This window comes from Brumimicrobium mesophilum (assembly GCF_003025005.1).
In the GTDB taxonomy this organism is placed as follows: domain Bacteria; phylum Bacteroidota; class Bacteroidia; order Flavobacteriales_D; family Crocinitomicaceae; genus Brumimicrobium; species Brumimicrobium mesophilum.
Window position 1 is genome coordinate 245,507 of the sequence record NZ_PVSS01000002.1, and the last position, 22,909, is coordinate 268,415.

Genomic DNA, 22,909 nt, shown 5'->3' on the forward strand with positions numbered 1-22,909 from the left:
CTAAAGTTTCAATAGATAATTATCTGCTTCTGCTTTTGCAAAAGTCTTAAAATCTTGATCAAAGCATTGTTTTAACTCATTCCAATATTTGTTTCTAATTGAAGGAAATAAGCTCACTTGATACTTTAAATCTTTGTATAAATTATCGTGATGCAAAATTAAAAAATCATCAATAACTTGTTCCATTTCCATTGAAATATAACCAAAAAGCTTCCTAAACTCGATTTTAGTAATTCCTAATTTATTAAAATCTGTTGGTTGAAATTGAATACCTTCTTTTTTAGACAAATTTGGATAGGCATCAATAACAAATCTGTCTTTCTTCCCAGGAATCATTAATTTTTTAGTTGATGCAAAAACTGGGAAAAATAGATTTACTAAATACATTTTAAACAATGATTGGGGATTTAATAAATGATTAAACTTTCGTTTAGAAGTCCACAAACTATCCATCCAATCATCAACTGTCAGTATTCCTTCAGGTTCTTCGGCAAGTAAATATTTAACTTCTTTTAATTTGAACATTCCTGCTTCCAACATTTCAATCTTAAAATGCTTATGGATTAGCGAATATATCGTTTGAGCAAGAATAAAATCTTGCGTTAAAGGTTGAACAAAAACAAATTTCTCAAGTTCAGGAGTTAAAAGAACAGATGGAGCTGATTTTATACTATTAGAAATTGTTAGAGGCCTTAATTCCCTCATTATTTAGCAGTTTTCTCCAACATAGGGACAAAACTAAAATCGCCATAAGTTTCAGTTTCAAAGTCTCCATTCTCCAATTTAATTAACCTTGTCATGATTTGCATTTTCCCTTCCCCTACTGGAATAACAAGTTTCCCTCCTACTTTTAATTGTTCTTTTAAATCTTGAGGAATAAATGGAGCCCCACAAGTTACTAAAATGGAATCATATGGAGCGTATGATGCTTTTCCCTTAAAACCATCTCCAAAAAATAAATTTGGAGTGTAGCCTAGGTTAAATATTTTAGGTTTTGCGTTAATAAAAAGTTCTTTTTGTCTTTCAATTGAGACAACTCTCACACCTATTTCACATAGAATTGAAGTTTGAAAACCACTACCGGTTCCAATTTCTAAAACTTTATGCCCGCGCTGAAGTTCCAATAAACTAGTTTGAAAAGCTACAGTAAAAGGATGGCTAATTGTTTGTTCAGCGCCAATTCTGAAAGCTTGGTTTGTATAGGCTTGATTCATAAATGATGAATCCAGAAAAAAGTGTCTGGGCACTTTATCAAAAGCATCTAAAACTGCTTTATCAGTTATCCCTTTTTCTTTCAACTCATCAATGAGCTGCCTTCTCAATCCTTTATGTCTATAACTGTCAATCATCGGAACAAAAATACTGAAACAATTAACATTTATTTGAATGCACAAGATTTCTTTTCCGTAGCGAGATGTTAATTACTCAATTGGTTCTCCGTTTAATTAGCCAAACTTATATTTCCGATTTTAAACTGCTAGTGACTGGGTCACATTAGAGCAAAAATAATAATTCTACGTTGCAATTTAAAGGATAAGCCTATTAGTAAATTGAAAAAATTAAGCGACTTTCAATTTCTATCATTAAATATATAATTGCTATTGGATTATATATTTAACAAAGCTTAAACACCTTAACAATTTGATATATCATTCATTAAAACTTTATTTAATTGATTTAGATTTCTATTTTTGTCAAAAAAACTTATTGGCCGCATTAATCATCATATTATATACCCTTGCCTTTTTATTTCTGTGTTATTGGATCAATAAAAAGTTTATTAAAGTCGTTCCAAATTACACACTTACTATTCTATTTTCATTGAAAATAGCTTATGCGTTATTCTTTCTTTATGTATATACCTATCATTATGGAGGTGGAGAGTTAACAGCAGATGCAGGTGCGTTTTTCAAAGAAAGTATCGTTTTACATAATGTCTTTTATGAATCACCTTACGATTTCTTCCAATTCTTTTTTGGACTAAATGAAAATCCTGAATTCATTGATAAATATTTATCAAGCACAACACATTGGAACGGAGGTAAAACTCTATTGTTCAACGACTCTAGAAATGTAATTAGAACGAATGCATTATTACTTTTTATAACAGGAGGCCAAGTTATAGTTCACTTTATCATTTTTAGTTTTGCTTCATTTATAGGCGGTGTTGATCTTTTTCAATGGCTTAAAAAGAAATCTAATATCCCTCCTCCCATTTTATTATCCATGCTCACTTTAGCACCTAGCTTAGCATTTTGGAGCAGCAGTCTCATTAAAGAACCACTCATGATTCTTGGACTTTTTTTGTTGATCAGAGGAGTTTTTGATACGATTTCTATTCCAAGAAGAACTTGGCGAATTCTTGTTGGTTTTATTTTAACATTAGGTTTTAAGCCTTATGTTTTGATTTGTTTTGTTATAGTCTTAATTTTCTATCTCTCATTCAGCAAATTATTCAAGCGTCAATGGTTGACTCTTTTAACATTTAGCATTTTTGGAATTAGTGTATTATTATCCACAGGGTATTCAGATAAAATTGCATACATTATTGCTAATCAACAAGAAGATTTTATCAATTTAAGGGATGGTGGATTATACTTGCAAGGAGACGATGAACATTATTACTATATATATTATGCGAATAGAGATCATTTTAAACTTGAAAATGGAAATGCTGTTCTATTAGAGCCTGTTGGTGCGCATTATTTAAAAAAGAATGAAAATTTTGAGCGTTTTCCAATGAAATTAGAAGAAGTTGGAAGAACCTACAAAATACATCTACACCTTCATGAAACAAGCAGTAAAGTTGAGGTGACCCCAATAAGAGATAATTTTTGGCAAATGCTTTTGAATATTCCTGAATCCTTTATTAATTCATTTTTTCAACCTATTCCTAATAAACAAAGTACATGGTTACAATATCCTGCTTTTTTTGAAAATATTCTCTTTGCGATACTTGCAGTTCTAACTTTCATCCTTTTTCCGAGAAAACTAAATCAGAGTGATAAAAGAATAGTGAGTACTTTATTACTTTTTGCAGCATTCATAGCTATGATTGTTGGTTGGACCACTCCGGTTTCAGGTGCAATAGTTAGATATATAATCCCAGCCTACATTGCTATTCTTGCTGTTTTAGCCATTAAGCTAGATTATAAGAAAATGATGTTGATATTCTCTAAAAAAGGCAGAAAGAAAACTAAAGTGTAACTTTAAACTCTGTTCCTTTTCCTTCTGACGAATTAACTACTACTTTACCTTTGTGCATATTAATTATATTCAAAGTTGCCGTCATTCCTAGGCCTAAACCATTTTTACGGTTTGTAAAATAGGGATCAAAAAGACTATTTTGGGTTTCTTCGTCCATACCTTTTCCATTATCGCGAATATAAACTACAGGAGAACCATCCTCTTCTGTTAAAATAATCATGATTTCTGGCCGGGGGGTTTCATCCATAGCTTCAATAGAATTTATAATGATATTTACAAAAGCAATTTTTAATTTCTCAGGGTCCCAATCCCCTTCAATTTCTTTATCACAAAAAGCTTTAATCAAATTTACATTTAGCAGTTCTACACGATCTTGACAAAAGTCAATTGCAGAATTGATCACAACTTTTAAGTTAGCAGGAACTATTTCTAGCTCAGGTGGTCTTGCTGATTTTAATAAATCATCAATTAAATCAGCAATTCTAACGGTATTTCTTTCAATCATTTGCTCTAAAAGCTTCGCATCTTCATTTTCACTTTTCGCGTCTGATAAAGCAGATAATTCACCCACAGCCAATCTAATATTGGTTAGCGGATTTCTTACTTCATGAGCAATCATTCGTGCCATTCTAGTGGATAAATTGATTTTCTCTGCCTTTTTTAGTTCGGCTTCTTGCTCCATGATTTTTGTCAAGTCACTTATGGCTACATGAAATGTATTTCCATCGATATTAGCCTCTTTTGGAAGATGAGCAATAGAGAGAATTGATACAATATCATTATTATTATTCAACAAAGTAGTTTTAAAACTTTTCACATAACCATTGACATCTAATTGCTGAGTTAAGGCTTTAAAATCAAAATCATATTTAAAAAGTTCTTCAAATTCTTTACCTTTCAATTGCTGCAGAGGTGTATTTTCATTATGAAAAACATCCAAGAATGCTGCGTTATATTCGGTAATTTTCATGTCATTATCTAAAACCAAGAAAGGCTCTAAACTCAACTCAAATAAACTCCTGTACTTTTTTTCTTGCGCCCTAATAAACCTTTGTTGATTGTATCTTTCCAAAGCGTAACGCATTGCACGTTCGATAGTATCGACACGTACTTCTTTTTTTACCAAGAAGTCAGACGCTCCTTTAGCCATTGCCTTTTCATCAACAGAGTAATCGCTAGAACCGGTCAATAATATCATTGGCTTAAGTACATCCCTAGATCGAATTCTTTCAATAATTTCAATTCCTTCTCCTTTACCCAAAAAGTGATCAATTAAATAAATATCATGCTCATCATTAAGAATTTCTTGTTCGGCAAAGTCATAATCATTACACCAATAAACGTCGTATTGTTCAGTTTGAATCTTTGACAAATAATGGCTCATGATTACATAATCATCTTCATCATCGTCGATTATAAGTACTTTGACACTCATTTTTCTATTTTATAGGTAAGTAAATAGTAAAAGTTGAACCTTGCCCATCAATTGCATTGGCAATAATAGTTCCCTTGTGGTTTTCAGTAATCTTTTTACAAATTGACAAGCCAATACCAGTACCTTCATATGCAGATCGACCATGTAACCTTTGAAAAATAGCGAAAATTTTATCTGCATATTTATCATCGAATCCAATTCCATTGTCACTTATCGAGATCTTCCAAAACTCATTGAATTTAAAACTATTGAGTTCCTCCAAATCAATATTTGATGAGCTCACAATTTCACTTTTTATATCTACAACGGGTGATAAATTGGGTTGCTTAAATTTAATCGCATTGCTAATAAGGTTCTGAAATAACTGTCTCATTTGAATTTCATCTGCATAAATTTCGTCCGGTAAATCATGAATATTAATAACAGCTGAATTTTCCTGAATACGAAACTCTAAGTCACTGATAACATCTTTTAATACAATATTAAGGTTGATCTTGTTTTTAATATCATATTGCTTAGATATCCGTGAATAAGATAATAAATCCTCAATTAACTCTTGCATTCTTGTGGAAGCAGCTTGCATTCTATTAACATGCGCAACAATTGTATTGTGGTCTACATTCTCATTGGCTAACTCAATTTCAATTAGATCACCGAAAGTTTTAATTTTTCGTAATGGTTCATTGAGGTCATGAGATGCAACATAAGCAAAGTTCTCCAGGTTTTCATTCATAGAACTCAATTCTATATTTATTTGATTAATTTCCCTTAAATAGCGTTCACTTTTTTGAATTTCCTTTCTCATCTTAAAGAAACTTATGAATACAATCAAAAACATAATTACACCAAAAAAAGACAACACAATCAAAGCATTACGATTGGCTATTTTGGCTGCCAATTGATTGCTTTCACGCATTTCACTATTTACGCTTCTTATCTTCTTTAAAGTATTTAGAATCTCCAAAGTTGTCTCATTTCCAAAAGACATTTCTTGAATTTGTTTAGATGTAGACATGGAATCATGCAACATCATATTATCCAAAGTTGAAATCCTTTGAGAGATTAATCGATTTAGCTTTTTAGTTTCTGCACTGGCTATATGATGCGCATAACAGTGATCCTTTAATTGTGTTACATATTCAAGTAGTCGAACTTTCTTGTGAACATAAATGGCTTCACTTTCTCGGGATTTTGTAATAACGTAACTATAAGCGGAGGTTTCTAATTGTGTTATTTGCTGAATTACGGCATTTGTCCTTTCAACCGTCATTCCAAAACTCTCGGCCTGTTTTCCAGATTCTCCTGCCCGATTCAGAAAAAATAAAGATGTAATGAAATAACCAACTATTAACGTCAGTGACAACATTAGAAAATAATTAAAATAACTTAAATTTCTATCCTTTAGCATTCTTCAATCAAACCATAGATACTTAACCTAACTCAAAGACTAAATAACTAACAATAAATACAATACAACTCAATCCATTATCTTATTCAAAATAGGAAAAACAATTCCGCCCTTGAAGGAATAATAATTGGTCATTCAATTTTTTAAAAGTAACAATTTCACCTATTAATTAATAACATCTAACACACAATTTTTGTTCTAAATTCAACCGTAAACCCTTATTATTTGAGTAACTTTTACAAATTTTAGTTTAATAGCTACTCACGAATGCCTTGCCGCTCAAAAAATCAATTAGTACTTAGAAAATTATTTATTTCACCATAAAAGTTCAACATTATTTTCTAAATTTAGTTCGACAGATTAACCCAAGAATTAAATTTTAGACTTATGAAATGGTTATTATTTTTAGGAACCCTTACTTTCAACATCTTACTCACATATTCACAAGACTATTGGCAACAAAAAGTCAACTTTGAGATAAATGTTGAACTCGATGATAAGAACCATTTTCTAAACGGAGTAGAAATTTTCGAATATTTTAATAATTCTCCCGATACATTAAATTTTATTTACATTCATGTTTGGCCGAATGCTTATAAAAATGGAAAAACTGCACTTGCGAAACAACTTTATATAGACGGCGACAAAAAATTGAAGTATGGAAATGACAGTATCAAAGGATATATAGATTCTTTAGATTTTAGAAGTAACGGAAACCAACTGTCTTGGGAATATGATAAAGAGCACATCGATATCATTAAATTATTCCTCCCTTCACCACTTACACCAAAAGAATCTATTCGAATTTCCACACCATTTAGGGTTAAAATTCCAAGTGGGAGCATTTCTAGATTAGGACATATTGGTCAATCTTATCAAATTACCCAATGGTATCCTAAACCGGCTGTTTATGATAAAGATGGTTGGCATCAAATGCCATATTTAACTCAAGGTGAATTTTATTCAGAGTTTGGCGATTATAGCGTTGCAATCACCTTACCTGAAAACTATGTAGTTGGTGCGACAGGTGATTTACAAACGCAAAAAGAACTAGATTTTTTAGAGGAAAAGGTTAAGCTAACGGAGGAAAAAATCAAAGATTTAATGCCAGCTCGAAAATCTAAACAACGTACTCCATTTCCACCATCATCAAAAAAAATGAAAACAATCCGTTACGCTCAAAGTAATGTTCATGATTTCGCATGGTTTTCTGACAAAAGATACGATGTTTTAAAAGGAGAAGTTGAACTCCCAAATAGTGGAAGAAAAGTTACCACTTGGTCGATGTTCGTTCCTGAGAATATAAATGTTTGGAAAAATTCGATTGAATACATTAACGATGGTGCATATTACTATTCAAAATGGAATGGTGATTATCCATACAATCAAATTACAGCCGTTGATGGCACAATTAGCGCTGGGGGTGGAATGGAATATCCGAATGTCACTGTTATTGGAAATACAAGTGATACAATCTCACTTGAAGTCGTGATTGTTCACGAAGTAGGACACAATTGGTTTTACGGAATTTTAGGATCGAATGAACGTGATCATGGATGGATGGATGAAGGCTTAAATACCATGAACGAAGTACGGTACATGATGACCAAATACCCAGAGAACAAACATTTGGCTGATATGATAGGGAATGGTGCTTTCAATTTTCATGGTTTAGATTATCAGGATAACAATGATGTTTTTACAAGGACAGTTTCAAGTTTAGGAATTGACCAACCAATAGATACAAAATCTGAGGAATTTAAAGGACTGAATTATGGAGTTACAATGTATTATAAAACTGGAATAGTATTCAACTATCTTCGTTATTACCTTGGTGATGAACAATTTGATAAAGTAATGAAAACGTATTATGCACGCTATGAATTTAAACATCCTCAGCCCGAAGATGTTCAGGAGGTTTTTGAAGAGATAACAAAAGAAAATTTGGATTGGTTTTTTGATGGACTAATTAGAACTTCAGACAATGTTGATTTTAGATTAGGACATATAAGTGCAAAACAAGGAGAAACTAACATAAAAATTAGAAATATAGGGAGTATAAAAGCGCCTATTCCGGTTTCTGCAATGATTGGTGATAGTATATTAAAAACGAAATGGATATTAGCGAATGAGAAAAAAGCAAAAGTAACTTTCGATGAGGAACATGAAAAAATAATGATAGATCCCTTAAGAAAGATTCCAGAATCAAACAGGCAAAATAACCTTTGGCGAAAAGACGGATTAATCAATAAATGGGAGCCCTTGAAATTAAACTTCCTAACTAGTTACAACAGGGCCGAAGAAACTAATATGAATCTTATGCCTGCAATGGCTTGGAATACAAACGATAAATTTATGATTGGTTTAGCATTTCATAATTTCTCATTAGCACCTAATCCTTTTAAGTATTTTATTGCCCCAATGTACTCTTTTGGCAGAAGAAATGTTTCAGGAATTGGGGAATTGAGCTATACTTTCTATCCTAAAAAGGCAAAATTAACAACCCTAGGATTGTCATTAAAGTCATTTAAAGATGAATCCTTTTTCGATAGAAATAATTCATACTATGCCATTGCATCACCTTATCTCAGATTTGATTTTACGAATGAATCTAAAAGACAAACTTTTCAGCACACTTTATTATTTCAAGGTATGTTGAAAAACACAAGAAGAGGAAATATAGATGAAATAGAAACTGGTGGTTTTGCAAATTGGAAGACCACTTATAAGATGTTGGATCATAAGTTGAAAACTAACTTACGATCTGATTTAATAATAAATAATAACGGTGGCGATCAAGTAGGTAGAATTTTCGGTTCTGCCGAATACACATATAAATACATAAAGCAAAAATGGGAGAGCAATGTAAGTATACGCGTTTTTGCGGGCTATAATTATTTATTTGATGTAAATAACCTTCAAAACCTTAGCAAATATGGAATTCCGCTTTCTGGAAATTCTGGAATTCAAGATGTATTTGTTGAAGATTATTACTTGAATAGAAGTGGTAGTGTTTTCAATTCATACCACACTCAACGCGCTGAAAACAGAGGTGGATTTCTATCAGCAAGTAGTTTTGGCTACGGTACTTCGTGGATGACAACTTCTAGTATTTATATTGATCTTCCTATTCCAATCAAAGGATTTGGAGTGTTTGGAGATATTGGTTCATTTGAACAAAACGGAATATTCCAAAGTGCTTACAATGTAGGTGTAGGATTTAGAGTAGGTGATATTTTCGGTATATATTACCCAATAATGGAGTCACAAAACATAAAAAATGGATATGCAGGGAATAAATTCTTTGATAAATTGAGATTGACCTTAAAATTGAACCCTGTGAATACTGGATTTATTAAAAACTTGATCAAATAAATGAATGTTCATTTATCTGTCAAGTAAGTCATAAATATTCAATTTATTATAGAGCGTTTTCCTATCGATACCTAAAATATCTGCAGCTTTTGTTTTGTTGTTACTCGCTAATGATAAAGCTTCGATGATAGCTTGTGTCTCAGCCTCAGCGGTAACGTCTTTTAAAATTAAAGACTTTGGTTTTGATGAATTAGAATTTTCCTTCTGATTATTATGTTTAAACCATTCTTGCGGATTCAAAATATCATTAGGTAAATCATTCTTTTCAATCATGTCATTATCAGACATTAACACGGCTAATTTTATTATGTTTTTTAGCTCACGAATGTTTCCTGGCCATGAATAAGAATTAAAAATATTCCATACCTCATCATCAAGACCCTTAACGGTTTTTGAAAGTTCTAAATTAGCCTTGTGTAGAAAAAACGCTACAAAATCTGTCAATTCCGCTTTATTTTCTCTTAATGGCTTAAGTTCAATTTGAAACTCATTAATTCTATAGTAAATATCTTCTCTAAAAGTACCTTTACTCATTGCTATTCTAAGGTCCTCATTTGTCGCAACTATGATCCTCACATCAATAGGTAAATCCTTCTCTCCTCCTACTTTTCGAATTACTCTTTCTTGTAAAACTCGTAAAAGTTTCACTTGATTTTCATAAGACAAGTTCCCTATCTCATCCAGAAATAATGTTCCTTGATTGGCCAATTCAAAACTCCCTTTTTTATCAGAAGTTGCACCTGTGAAAGCACCTTTTAAATGTCCAAATAATTCTGACGCTGCTAATTCTTGAGTTAGCGCTCCACAATCTACAGGAATAAAAGGTCGACTGCTTCTATCCGAATTTTCGTGAATTCTACGCGCCACTACTTCCTTTCCTGTCCCACTTTCGCCTAATATAACAACAGTCATATTTGTAGGCGCAACAAGTGAAATTAATCGCTGAATTTTAGTTGCACAAGTACTTGCCGGAATTAAGAATTCATCTTTCTTACCCTTGTCGGTGGTATGGATTTGTTGGTCATTGGACTTTTGATTGGATTGCGTAGACTTAGTTAATTTGGCTGACTCTACTTTTAACTTGTCAAGGGCATCATGCACTAAAAGCAATATTTCTTCAGGAAAAATGGGTTTAGTTACATACTCAAAAGCTCCCAAACGTATCACTTTTACGGCTTGATTTACATCTGAATAACCCGTTATCACAATTATAGGAAGATGAGTGTTGATGCTTTTAATGGCTTCAATCATTTCAAGACCATCTTTATCTGGGAGTCTAAAATCCGTTAAGACGAGGTCAATCTTTTCATTTTTTATTATCTGAAGTCCTTCTAAACCTTTGAATGCAATTTTAACATTAAAATCATTTCGTTCGAAGAAACGCTTGAGTAAGTTGCAAATATCAACATCATCATCAATAATAAGAATCGTCTTTTTATTCATTTACCCTAAATTATGCATCATATTAAGGTGTTGTATAAAAGCATCTTTTTCAAAAGGTTTGGCTAATAAACCCACTGCACCAAGCTCGGTAGCTTTACGTTTTTCCATACAATGACTGAAAGCTGTGATTACCAAAATTTTTACAGATGAATTTATCTTTTTTAATGCTGGAATCAGATCAAAACCATCCCCATCTTGCAAACATAAATCCAGTAAAACATAATCAGGAGTATGATTTTTCAGCACTTCTTGAACAGTTTTTACAGAGTTTGCTTCAACAATTTCAAATTCGAAATGTCTATTAACGATAGATTTATATAATGCCTTTATATCACATTCATCGTCAATAATAAGTAAAACCGGTCGTTTCATCAGAAAAATTTAATGCTTTAATAAGAAACAATACAACACATACTTAGTTCAAAAATAACATAAAATAAAGTAGAATGAGACAAAACGATAATAATTGTAGAAAAAAGTCTACAACAATAAATAGGATTTTTAGTTGAAGAATTGAAAATTCAGTTGCTTTACTTCGAAGTGTTTTTTAACCAATGGCGAAATTTGATCTGTTACATGTGGAGATCGATAAACGTTGAGTTTATTAATTCCACTAAAATCTAAATAGGGATTTGTAATTTTTGGAATTCCATCAATAACTTTAACTATTAGTTTATGATGGTTTGTAAAGCATATTTTAATCCAATTGTTAACCTTTTTTATTACTTTATCTATTCTGATTTTTTTCAAATCATGAATCATTGGTTGAGACCCCAAAGGATATGCCTTCAATTGAATAATGATAAATATGGGAGCAGTCGATTTACTGAACATACTCAATCGCCATTGAAATTCAGGCTTGAGTTCATCTTCTAATATGTATAATAAGTTTGCTTCCACTCCGGCAAAACTCAACAAAAAATTAAGTCCTCAAAATGATTTCAGTGGGTAAATAAAATGATTTATGTCAGTATTGTTAAAATTAAATCAGTTTTAAGGATAATCCATTAAGTTCGTACTTTATATTAGATAAACAACATGATCAAGATTAGAAAAGTTAAGGTCTAAATCCCCCAAAATTAAACAAATTTCATCTTACTTATTTTTAAAATTTAAAACCGCTTTTCGCACTGAACCATGCTGTAATAATAGAATTTTGGCTTCCTCGAATTCAATTTCACATTGTTCTGCTACCATTTTAGCACCGCGAATTACGAGTTTTGCATTACTTAATTGCATATCCACCATTTTATTTCCTTGAACCCTTCCCAAACCAATCATCAAGCTCGTAGAAATCATATTCAAAATTAGTTTTTGAGCCGTTCCAGATTTCAATCTTGTACTTCCAGTAACGAATTCTGGACCAACGATTGCCACTAGAGAATGCTGTGCAGTATTACTCAATGGACTATCAGGATTACATGTAATTCCAGCAGTTAAATTTCCAGCTTCATTCGCTTTTTCTAGTGCACCTAATACATAAGGTGTTGTTCCAGAAGCGGCAATTCCTACAACTATGTCATTCTTTTGAATATTGTGTTTTTGAAGCTCCGCCCATCCTAATTCTGTATTGTCTTCGGCGTTTTCAACCGCGATTCTTATTGCAGCATCTCCTCCAGCAATTAATCCTACAACTAATCCCTGTTCCACTCCAAATGTAGGAGGACATTCAGAAGCGTCTAAAATTCCTAGTCTTCCACTTGTTCCTGCCCCAAGATAAAACAAACGACCTCCCCTTTTCATGCGAATCAAAGCTGCTTCTACAAAGGACGTAATTTGAGGTAATATTGCTTCTACAGCCAACGGAACTAATTGATCCTCCTTATTCATTGCAGTTAACTGTTCTAAAACAGTTAATTCTTCAAGCTTATCGTAGTTGCTAGATTTTTCAGTTATTTTATTCACTAGAAATATTTTAAAATTTGATTTGATAAATAATAATTGGTTGCTATTCTAAGAATTGCTTTTTTGTCGATGTTATCCAACCAGCCTCACTTTCAAAATCAACAAAATAGATTTTTATATCGGCTTTGCTTTCTAAATCAACGAAGAAAATACTTTTATCCGATTGACTTTTGAAATTAACAAAAAACCATTTCCCATCATTCTCGCCTAATTCACTTTCGAAATCTACGGCATAAACCAATAAGTCGGCCGCACTTTTAGAATCAACAACCATTGCTGTTAGGTCTGCTGCGCTTTTAAAGTCCGATTTATGGATTTTTTGAGCGTTAGAAGCAAAGGAAAATAACAATATGAAAAACGAAATGAAGTATTTTGAGCTCATAAATTTATATCTTAGGCCTACTAAATTAAGAAAAAATTATCTATAAAGCATTTTCAACTCTTTAATAGTAAGAGACCATACAAATATAAAAAATGAATATTTTAATTATAGAAGATGACCCTATACTAAACGCAAACATTAAAGATGCTTTATTATTAGAAAAACATAAAGTTGAAACTGCGTTTGATGGTCAAATAGGGTTGAAAATTTTAAAAAAGAATAATTTTGACTGTGTAATTCTTGACATAAATCTACCATTTATTAATGGTTTGGAAGTGTGTAAATTATTTCGTGAATTTAATAAACATACTCCAATTATACTGCTTACAGCTTTTGGTGAAATTGAAGATAAGGTCGAAGGTTACTCCAAGGGTGCAGATGACTACTTAACAAAACCATTCTTTATGAAGGAATTAATCTTAAGAGTTGATTCTTTAATCCGTAGAGGTGGAAATTCTAATCAGAATATTCAAAATGAGACTTTGTTTGCCGATGATATAGTTCTACATAGAAAACCAATGAAGGTGCTTAGAAATAATCAAGAAGTCATCCTAACACAAAGGGAATATCAAATTTTACTTTTGTTAATGGAAAAAAAGGAGGAAATAGTTTCAAAAAAGGAGATGCTCGAAAAAATCTGGAATACAAATTACGATATAAACACCAATACTATAGAGGTTTACATTAATTTTCTAAGAAATAAAATTGATAAACCATTTGGTAAAAAAACCATTAAAACAAAGGTTGGTTATGGTTATTATCTAGAAGTAAATGAAGATTAAACATAAAATTCTTGCTAATATTTCAGCGATTGTAGTGCCAATTATTGCAGTCGCCTTTGCATTTATTTATATACTTTTTTCAGAAAATAGGGAGGAAGAATTTCAACAGCAACAGAACTCTAAAATTAAATCTTCAATTAAATTAATTGAACAATTTAAATATAAATCTGCGGAAATTTCTTACCTATTAGATGAACAAGACATCAATGATTTTTATGATGAAAAGCTTCTTGTTTTTGATAAAAATAAAATCGAGATTTTTTCAAGTTTAGATGATTTAGAAATTTTAAAAGTTAATTCAGTTTTAGACAATTTAACTCATGAGAACCCATGGATAGAAACGAAAGAAGGAGAATATGATTTAATTGGGGTCTACATTGAACGAAATGGTATTGTGTATTATGCGATTAGCAAGGCATTTGATGAATATGGTTATACGAAATTACAATTTCTACGAAATATTCTGATTTCGGTATTTATTCTAATCACCTTAGCCATCATTTTTGTATCAATTTATATTGCAAGAACAATTTCAAATCCAATTTCTAGTTTAGAATCAAAAATTTCAAATTATGAGTTAGATAAGATCAATAATCTACCTATATCACTTCACTCTAACACTATCGAGATCAACTCTTTGACGACACGATTTAATGAATTACTAATTCACACAAATGAGGTTTTTAAATTTCAGAAACATACAATCAATCATATCTCACATCAGTTAAAAACACCTATCACAATATTGGTTTCTGAATTAGAAAGAATTCAAAATCAGTCAAATGAAGTTGAAATTCAACAAAAAATCAACCTACAAAAGATAAAAGCTCAATCTTTAGGAAACATAATAAATGTTCTTTTAGAAATTTCAAAGATTGATTCAGGTCAAACCATTGAGAACAAAAAATTAAGAGTTGATGAATTACTTTATGATTGCATTAATGAGTTAAATATAATTTATCCAGATTTCATTTTTTACGTTAATTATTCTCAAATGAATATCGAAGAAAACACATTAATGGTGGAAATGAATTCCATTCTTTTGAAACAAGCATTTTCAAATTTACTTTCCAATGCGATCTCCTACTCCAATAATAATCATGCTGAAATTTTTATTGAAATAAATTCTGATAAACAATTAATAATTCGATTTACAAATTGTGGAGATCCAATTACTGAAGAAGAAGAAAAAATGATTTTTAAACCCTTTTTTAGAGGTCAGAATAGTATCAATAAATCTGGCCAAGGATTGGGGTTAATACTAACAAAGAGGATTATCGAAATCCACAATGCATCCATTTACTATTCTAGAAAAGGAAATCTCAATAATTTTGAAATCAAATTCCCTTTAAGCTAAATTTAATTCATTTTAAGTTTATTTTAAGTTCGTTCTAATGATGTTTGCCATGTTCAAAAATGGTAAATAAATGATTCGAAAATTAATTAAAGTATCTCTTCTTTTTAGTGTAGCTTTTTATGCTAAAAATAGTTTTTCTCAAGACACGCTCAATTTAAATAAGGCTGAAGCTGAGACAGTCTTCCTAAAAAACAATCTTGTTCTTCTGGCAGAAAACCTGTCTATCTCCAAAGCAGAGGCCAGAATAATTCAAGCAAAAGTATGGCCTAATCCTACTTTTACTATTGATCAAATAAATTTGTGGAGACCAACCAATCCCACCGCAGAGCCAATTCCGCCAATTTTTGGAAATTATAATAATCAACAAGTTGGTATTTCAATAGAACAGTTAATATTAACAGCTGGTAAACGAAAAAAACTTATCGCTTTAGAAAAAGTTGGTCGAGATCAATCCAAGCATTACTTTGAAGAAGTGCTTCGAGGATTAAAAATAGAGTTTAGAACTTTATTAAATGAACTCAGCTATTATCAAAGTCAAAATGAAATATACCAAAGTCAATTAGAGTCAATCAATCAACTAGTTACATCTTATAAAAACCAAGTTGAATCAGGATTTCTAAATAAAGGTGAATACATCAGATTAAAAGCTGTGTCACTCGATTTAGTTAATCATCTCAATGAAATTGAAAGTAGTTTGAACGAGGTTGAATTAGATTTAAAAAACCTGATGAATCTACCATCTACCTCTCAATTTACACTTGCAGAAAATAGGGATGAATCAACACAACTGAACCAACTAATAAACCTTGAATTTTCATCATTGGTGGATACAGCCTACACGCATAGACCCGAGTTTCATATTTCCAAACTACGGCAAGAATACACCCAAAAGCATTTAGCTGTTGAACGCGCTGAAAAAGTACCAAATCTCACATTAATTGGAAGTTATGATCGCGGAGGAAGTATCTATACCGACTTCATAGGTTTTGGAGTTGCTTTGGATATCCCTGTTTTTAATCGCAATAAAGGAAATATTAGAATAGCTGAATTAAACATAGAAGAAGCTAAATTCAATCAAGACCTAGTTTCTTCTGTAATTGAAAAAGAGGTGAGTTCTGCATTGTTTAATTATAGAAAATCGTTGAATTTAAATCAACAAATTGAGGAAGGCTACGAGAATGAGTTAGACGAAACTATAACGTCTTACACCGCTAACTTTAAAAATCTAAACATAGACTTAATCCAGTATCTAGATTTTTTCGATGCATATCTAGAAAATAAAAACATTATTCTTCAAGCCACTTTAGAATTAAAAAACAGAGCTGAGGAATTGAATTATGCTGTTGGAAAAGACATCATTAAATAACCGAAACAAAAAAGTTTTACATAAATATAAAAATCATGATTATTTGGAATAAAAACATCCCATTAATATTAAGTAGCACGCTGGTAATATCCTTATTAATATCCTGCTCAGAAAATACAGATCAAACCCAAATTGACAAAATTAACAAAGACAAGTCCTTCTGTTTAGATGAAAATTTCGAAATAGAAACCGTAAGTCCAATTCAAGAAATGATGATGAACGAGATTCCAATGACCGGAGTTGTTGAAACCGTTCCAGATAAGGTTATTCATTTTAGTAATTTGGTGAATGGGATCATAGTTGGAACTAATTTTTCACTTGGAGACTTTGTTCAAAAAGGTCAGGTTTTAGCAAGAGTAAAAAGCACTGAACTTTCCGAATGGAAATCTCAACAAAAAATATTGACTTCACAATTAACAGTTGCAAAACAAGATTACAAATCAATTCTATCGATGCATAATGATGGAATTGCATCCTTAAAACAACTGAATCAAGCTGAAAGCACTGTCATTTCATTGGAATCTGAATTGGAAGGGATAGGTTCAAATTTAGAACTTTACAATGCCAGTACAGAAAATGGTGTGTTTTTAATAAAGGCACCTGGTTCTGGCTATATCACTGAAAAAAACATTACATCAGGAAGTCATGTTTCGGCCTATGATGAATCATTATTTACTATTTCTGATTTAAGTGAAATTTGGGTCCAAATCAGTGTTTATTCTTCCAACATTCAAAACATAAGTCAAGGTATGGAAGTAAATATTCGTTCACTTTCCTATCCAGACACAGTTTTCTCGGGAAAAATAGATGCAATTCCTTACGTCATTGACAATGATTCAAGAGTTTTAAAAGCCCGTGTTTCAATTGAAAATAAAGACATGTTATTAAAACCAGGAATGTTTGTTGACGTAATCGCAAGACAAAAAACGGGGCTAAATGTAATGTCCATTCCTACAGATGCATTGATTTTTGATGATAATAATAACTACGTTGTGGTTTACAAGGATGATTGTAACCTCCTAAAAACACCTGTTAATTTCATCAGTCAGAGCAATGAAAAATGTTATATCGAGGATAATTTAAATCCTGAAGATAAACTTATAGTAAAGAATAATTTACTCTTATTCGAACAAATTAAGAACTTTCAAAAACAAGATTAATGAATAAGTTGATACAAAATATAATAGGTTTTTCCCTGAAGAATTCATTCATCGTTATTTTCCTTACAGGAGTTTTAATTGTGGCGGGAATAATAAGTTTGATCAATACCCCGATTGAGGCTTTCCCGGATGTAACTAATACACGAACGAGAATAATTACACAATGGCCAGGTCGAAGTGCTGAAGAAGTAGAGAAATTTGTAACACTTCCTTTAATGAAGGAAATGAATACAATTCCGAAAAAAGCTGAAGTTCGTTCAATTTCATTGTTTGGACTATCTGTGGTTACGGTATTGTTTGAAGACGAAGTCGAAGATTTTTTTGCACAACAATACACTTCAAATCGCTTACAAGGAATTGGACTTCCCGAAGGAGCTGAAGCAGAAATCGAACCTCCTTTTGGTGCAACAGGTGAAATTTTCAGGTATATTATTGAAAGTGATCGCCCGATTAAAGAACAGTCTGCAATCCAAGATTGGTTAATAGAAAGAGAGATAGTCTCTGTTCCTGGAATTGCAAATGTTGTAAGTTTTGGTGGTGAAGAAAAAATTTATGAGATTAAGATTAATCCCCAAGAACTCGAGAGTTATGGTTTATCACCTTTAGAAGTTCATGAAGCAGTAGCCAAAACAAATATTAATGTTGGTGGTGATGTTATAGAACGCGGTTCGCAAGCTTATGTCGTACGTGGGATAGGATTACTAGAAAAAATTGAGGACATTGAAAACATCATTATTGAAGTTAGGGATAACGCTCCAATCTTAGTAAAACACGTGGCTGAGGTAAATATTTCATCCAAGCCTAGATTAGGACAAGTTGGTTTCCAAGACCAAGACGATGTGGTTCAAGGAATTGTTGTGATGCTACGTGGTGAAAATCCAGGAGATGTTATTAGTAGTTTAAAAGCCAAAATTGAAGAACTCAACAATACTATTTTGCCAGATGATGTAAAAATTGTTCCTTTTATTGACAGAACTGACTTGGTAAATACAACCGTAACTACAGTAAGTAAAAATATTGTTGAAGGTATACTTTTGGTTTCATTTATTGTGTTTATTTTCCTGTTCAATTGGAGAACCACAGTAATTGTGGCTTCAGTTATCCCATTATCTTTTCTTTTTGCAATAATCATGTTGAGAATTCAAGGTTTACCCGCTAATTTAATTTCTATGGGAGCAATTGATTTTGGTTTACTGCTCGAGGGAACCTTGGTCATTGTAGAAACCGTTTTCGTAGGAATGGCCACACAAGCAGAGAAACTAGGAATGAAACGTTTCAATAAAGTCAGCAAATCTGGAATGATTAAAAAGAGCGCTGGAAGCGTAGCTTCTTATATCGTCTTCGCTCAAATTATATTGATTGTTGCACTGCTCCCAATTTTCTCCTTCCAAAAAGTTGAAGGAAAAATGTTCTCTCCCCTAGCCTTTACTCTCGGTTATGCGCTTATCGGTTCTTTACTTTTAAGCATAACATTCGTTCCTGTCATGTTAAAAGCTTTACTTAAAAAGAATGTAAAAGAAAAAGAAAATTTTGTGTCCAGAGGATTCCAAAAATACATGAACAAAATGTTTCTTTGGAGTAGCCGAAATAAAAAAATAACTATTTCTGCATTTATAGGACTTCTGGTACTTTGTTCTACAGCATTTATGAATTATGGAACTGAGTTTATACCTAGTTTAAATGAAGGAGCACTTTATGTAAGAGCAACTTTACCAAACAATATTAACCTAGAAGAATCGGTGAAGCTTTCCAAGAAAATGAAAGCTGAAATTAGAAGCTTTGAAGAAGTTGAGTTTGTTCTTACACAAACAGGAAGACCAAATGATGGCTCTGATCCTACAGGTTTTTTCAATAATGAATTTCACATTCAATTGCATCCCGAAAAAGAATGGAGTCGAGATGTTTCAAAGGAACAGCTATTGAATGAAATGAGAAAAAAGCTAAACATTTTCCCTGGAGTTGTCTTCGGTTTTAGCCAACCCATTCAAGATAATGTTGAAGAATATGTTGCAGGAGTAAAAAGTTCTTTAGTCATAAAAATATTTGGAGATGATCTTTTCCAACTTGAAGAATACGCAGATGAAGTTGCGAAAAACATAAATAATGTAGAAGGAATTACTGACATTAATGTATATCGAAATATTGGACTTCCTGAACTAAGAATTCAACTCCTTGATCATAAAATTGCGAGGTATGGAGTTGACATTCAACATGCTCAAGCAGTCATTGAAATGGCTATTGGAGGAGCAGAAGCAACAAAGTTTTATGAAGATGAGCGTGTTTTCGATGTTCGTTTGCGCTTCCAAAAAGAGTTTAGGGATGACGCAAATAAAATTGGAGATATTCTAATTTCATCATCAAGCGGAAGAAAAATTCCTTTAAAAGAGATTGCAACAATAGAATACTTAACTGGTCCAGCATTCATTTATCGTGAAGGAGGAGGTCGATTTATTGCCATTGGATTCAGTATTGAAGGTAGAGATTTAGGATCTACGATTGAAGAAGCTAAAGGACTAGTTGAAGCAAATGTAAATCTTCCAAAAAAGAACAAAATGGTTTGGTCTGGTGAGTTTGAAAGTAAAGAACGCGCTACAAAACAATTAGCGATGATTGTTCCAGCTGTTTTAGTTTTAATTTTATTCCTCTTGTATTTCAATTTTGGAAGTACAAAAGATACGCTTATCGCAGCAAGTACAATTCCTTTTGCATTTATTGGTGGATTTGCTTCGCTTTGGATTACAGGAACAACATTCGGAATATCTGCTGGAATTGGATTTATTATTCTCTTTGGAGTAAATACAATTAATAGTATAATTTTAATTGCCGTAATGAAAGAAAACTTACGCTTTATGAATTTAAAAGATGCCATATCCCGGGGTGTTTACAGTAGAATTCGACCTATTGTTATGATTGCTTTGATGGGATCTATGGGATTATTACCCGCTGCACTTTCAACAAGTATGGGATCCGAAATTCAAAAACCTTTGGCCATAATGATTGTTGGAGGACTAATGATTTGTATGGTGCTTTCATTAACCGTGTTACCGCAAATCTTTTATTGGGCTTACAGGAAGTCAAGTAACCTTCCTCAAACTAAACAAAAAACTATTGAATAATTCAATAACAATTAATAATTAATCAGAAGTGGTTCTGTTACTTTGTTTCAAAGGTCGAGTTGATTTTAAAACAAAGCTTCAGAACCATTTTTAATTTTCACCCTTAAACCTTTTGATTTTAAGTAAACATTCATTTGTGATTAGCTTTTTTAAGTCTATTTTTGCACCCCATAAAAATAGAACGATGAATAAATTTATTCGAAAATTTACAACGAATCCCAAAAACGATGTTTTAAGTGGAATTACTGTGTCTTTAGCAATGATTCCAGAAGTTGTAGCTTTTGCTTTTGTTGCACAAATCGATCCGTTAATGGCGCTTTCTGGAGCCTTTATTGTTGGTTTGATTGCTGCTATTTTTGGAGGAAGACCTGGACTTATTTCTGGTGCAGCGGGTGCAGTTGCAGTTATTTTCGTTACAATGATTGCTGATGGACATGCAAAAGGAATGTTGTTCGATCAACCTATAGAAAATATGGGATTCTTTTACCTCATGGCCTGTGTGATTTTAATGGGTGTGATTCAAATTTTTGCTGGTGTTTTTAAACTCGGTCGATTTGTACGATTAATTCCGCATCCAGTAATGATGGGATTTGTAAACGGTTTAGCAATCGTGATTTTCTGGGCTCAGGTAAAAATGTTTTCTCACAAAGAAATGGTCATTGGAGAAAATGGTGTAAAAGAATACGTGAGCACTTTTATGTTCGGAACAGAGTTGTACATAATGATTGCTTTAGTTCTTCTTACTATGGGGATTATCTGGCTATTGCCTAAAATCACAAAGAAAATTCCAGCGGCTTTAACAGCAATTTTAGTTACAACATTATTGGCAATTGGAATAGATTTAGACGTTTCAACTGTGGGCTCTTACATTATTGAAGGTGGTGGAACTGGCTTAAAAGGTGAATTACCTACTCCAAACATGGAGTTATGGCAAAATCTACCGCTTAATTTAGATACCTTAAAATTCATTTTACCTTATGCATTCCTAGCTGCATCAGTTGGATTAATTGAATCTTTAATGACCATGAATTTGGTTGATGAAATGACTGATACCAGAGGAAATGGAGACAAAGAATGTATCGCTCAAGGAACTGGAAATATCATGTCAGGACTTTTCGGAGGTACTGGAGGTTGTGGAATGATTGGTCAAACCGTAATTAACCTCAACGCTGGTGGCCGTGGACGTTTATCTGGAATCATGATGGCACTCACTTTATTAACTTTCATTCTATTTACAGATAAATTAATTGAACAAGTTCCAATCGCAGCGCTTGTTGGGGTAATGTTTATGATGGTAATTCAAACATTTGCTTGGTCTAGTTTCCGAATTTTAAAGAAAATCCCAAAATCGGACGCCGTAGTTTTAATTATCGTTTCTGCAGTTACTGTAATTTTTGATTTAGCCATCGCAGTATTCGTTGGTGTAATCATTTCTGCCTTATCATTTGCTTGGCAGAACGCAGTGCGTATTCGTGCTAGAAAACGTGTAAAAGAAGATGGAACGAAAGTGTATGAAATTTGGGGGCCACTATTCTTCGGTTCTATTCAAGCCTTCAATGAGAAATTTGACCCTAAAAACGACCCAGAAAAGATAGAAATCGATTTTGTTGAATCACGTGTAAGTGACCATTCTGCGTTGGAAGCCATTTTCAATATCGTTGAAAAATACGAAGCCGAAGGGAAAACAATTAAATTAAAACACTTGAGTCAAGACTGTAAAGCGTTAATGTATAAAGCCAGTCCAAAATTCAAGGAAGTTATCGTCGAAGACATAGAAGATCCAAGATATCACTTGGTGGCCAATCCGGAAGACTTTCCTAAGCCACTGTCGGAGTATAAGTTGTAATTTTTAATGGTTAAGATTTTGTGGATAACATCGTGTGAATTTGAATTCGTTCTGCGAAGTATTTGTAATAATTTAACCCACAGAATAATAAAGCGTCTAATGCATTGATCTCTATTAATTATCAATA

General features: G+C 32.3%; 17 protein-coding genes. 8 read left to right on the top strand and 9 right to left on the bottom strand.

From position 1 onward, the window contains the following. Together C6368_RS02780 and C6368_RS02785 are read right to left on the bottom strand one after the other, a co-directional pair. Positions 1-705 (bottom strand): hypothetical protein, encoded by a 705-nt coding sequence (locus tag C6368_RS02780; RefSeq protein ID WP_107037657.1) that lies wholly within the window; start codon positions 703-705, stop codon positions 1-3. After that, a complete protein-coding gene (locus tag C6368_RS02785) occupies positions 705-1,349 on the bottom strand; it encodes a protein-L-isoaspartate(D-aspartate) O-methyltransferase (protein ID WP_107037658.1) in 645 nt (214 codons plus the stop codon). The genes C6368_RS02780 and C6368_RS02785 overlap by 1 nt, the downstream gene beginning before the upstream one ends. Positions 1,350-1,707: 358 nt before the next feature. On the opposite strand from C6368_RS02785, the gene C6368_RS02790 reads away from it, so the two are divergent. Continuing rightward, positions 1,708-3,207, top strand: coding sequence for a hypothetical protein (locus C6368_RS02790; RefSeq protein ID WP_159038397.1), 1,500 nt, complete (start codon positions 1,708-1,710; stop codon positions 3,205-3,207). Here C6368_RS02790 and C6368_RS02795 read toward each other — a convergent pair. Both C6368_RS02795 and C6368_RS02800 read right to left on the bottom strand, forming a co-directional pair. After that, positions 3,197-4,642 (bottom strand): hybrid sensor histidine kinase/response regulator, encoded by a 1,446-nt coding sequence (locus tag C6368_RS02795; protein ID WP_107037660.1) that lies wholly within the window; start codon positions 4,640-4,642, stop codon positions 3,197-3,199. The genes C6368_RS02790 and C6368_RS02795 overlap by 11 nt on opposite strands. Positions 4,643-4,646: 4 nt before the next feature. Beyond that, a complete protein-coding gene (locus C6368_RS02800) occupies positions 4,647-6,008 on the bottom strand; it encodes a sensor histidine kinase (RefSeq protein ID WP_159038398.1) in 1,362 nt (453 codons plus the stop codon). Between the two features lie 429 nt (positions 6,009-6,437). Between C6368_RS02800 and C6368_RS02805 the strand changes: the two genes are divergently transcribed. Then, entirely contained in the window at positions 6,438-9,425 is a 2,988-nt protein-coding gene (locus tag C6368_RS02805) for a M1 family metallopeptidase (protein WP_107037662.1), read from the top strand. Positions 9,426-9,437: 12 nt separating this feature from the next. On the opposite strand, the gene C6368_RS02810 is transcribed toward C6368_RS02805, so the two are convergent. The 5 genes from C6368_RS02810 to C6368_RS02830 all read right to left on the bottom strand — a co-directional run bounded on the left by C6368_RS02810 (position 9,438) and on the right by C6368_RS02830 (position 13,155). Next, positions 9,438-10,868, bottom strand: coding sequence for a sigma-54-dependent transcriptional regulator (locus C6368_RS02810; protein WP_107037663.1), 1,431 nt, complete (start codon positions 10,866-10,868; stop codon positions 9,438-9,440). Continuing rightward, complete coding sequence (locus C6368_RS02815; protein WP_107037664.1) at positions 10,869-11,240, bottom strand: response regulator; 372 nt, start codon at positions 11,238-11,240, stop codon at positions 10,869-10,871. 129 nt (positions 11,241-11,369) lie between these two features. Next, complete coding sequence (locus C6368_RS02820; protein ID WP_159038399.1) at positions 11,370-11,768, bottom strand: hypothetical protein; 399 nt, start codon at positions 11,766-11,768, stop codon at positions 11,370-11,372. 195 nt (positions 11,769-11,963) lie between these two features. Next, positions 11,964-12,773, bottom strand: coding sequence for an N-acetylmuramic acid 6-phosphate etherase (gene murQ / locus C6368_RS02825; protein ID WP_107037666.1), 810 nt, complete (start codon positions 12,771-12,773; stop codon positions 11,964-11,966). A 43-nt stretch (positions 12,774-12,816) separates the two neighbouring features. After that, positions 12,817-13,155: a DUF6150 family protein gene (locus C6368_RS02830; RefSeq protein WP_107037667.1), complete on the bottom strand. Its 339-nt coding sequence runs from the start codon at positions 13,153-13,155 to the stop codon at positions 12,817-12,819. A 92-nt stretch (positions 13,156-13,247) separates the two neighbouring features. Here C6368_RS02830 and C6368_RS02835 point away from each other — a divergent pair, with 92 nt between their 5' ends. The 6 genes from C6368_RS02835 (at position 13,248) to C6368_RS02860 (ending at position 22,782) form a co-directional block, all read left to right on the top strand. Further along, positions 13,248-13,937 (top strand): response regulator transcription factor, encoded by a 690-nt coding sequence (locus C6368_RS02835; protein ID WP_107037668.1) that lies wholly within the window; start codon positions 13,248-13,250, stop codon positions 13,935-13,937. Beyond that, positions 13,927-15,294 (top strand): sensor histidine kinase, encoded by a 1,368-nt coding sequence (locus tag C6368_RS02840; RefSeq protein ID WP_107037669.1) that lies wholly within the window; start codon positions 13,927-13,929, stop codon positions 15,292-15,294. Before C6368_RS02835 ends, C6368_RS02840 begins: the two co-directional genes overlap by 11 nt. A gap of 70 nt (positions 15,295-15,364) precedes the next feature. Next, positions 15,365-16,660 (top strand): TolC family protein, encoded by a 1,296-nt coding sequence (locus tag C6368_RS02845; protein ID WP_107037670.1) that lies wholly within the window; start codon positions 15,365-15,367, stop codon positions 16,658-16,660. A 35-nt stretch (positions 16,661-16,695) separates the two neighbouring features. Beyond that, a complete protein-coding gene (locus C6368_RS02850; protein ID WP_107037671.1) occupies positions 16,696-17,820 on the top strand; it encodes an efflux RND transporter periplasmic adaptor subunit in 1,125 nt (374 codons plus the stop codon). After that, a complete protein-coding gene (locus C6368_RS02855; protein ID WP_107037672.1) occupies positions 17,820-20,936 on the top strand; it encodes an efflux RND transporter permease subunit in 3,117 nt (1,038 codons plus the stop codon). Before C6368_RS02850 ends, C6368_RS02855 begins: the two co-directional genes overlap by 1 nt. Positions 20,937-21,120: 184 nt before the next feature. Continuing rightward, positions 21,121-22,782 carry a SulP family inorganic anion transporter gene (locus tag C6368_RS02860; RefSeq protein ID WP_107037673.1) on the top strand — a complete coding sequence of 554 codons (1,662 nt, stop codon included), beginning with the start codon at positions 21,121-21,123 and terminating at the stop codon, positions 22,780-22,782. Positions 22,783-22,909: the final 127 nt, after the last annotated feature.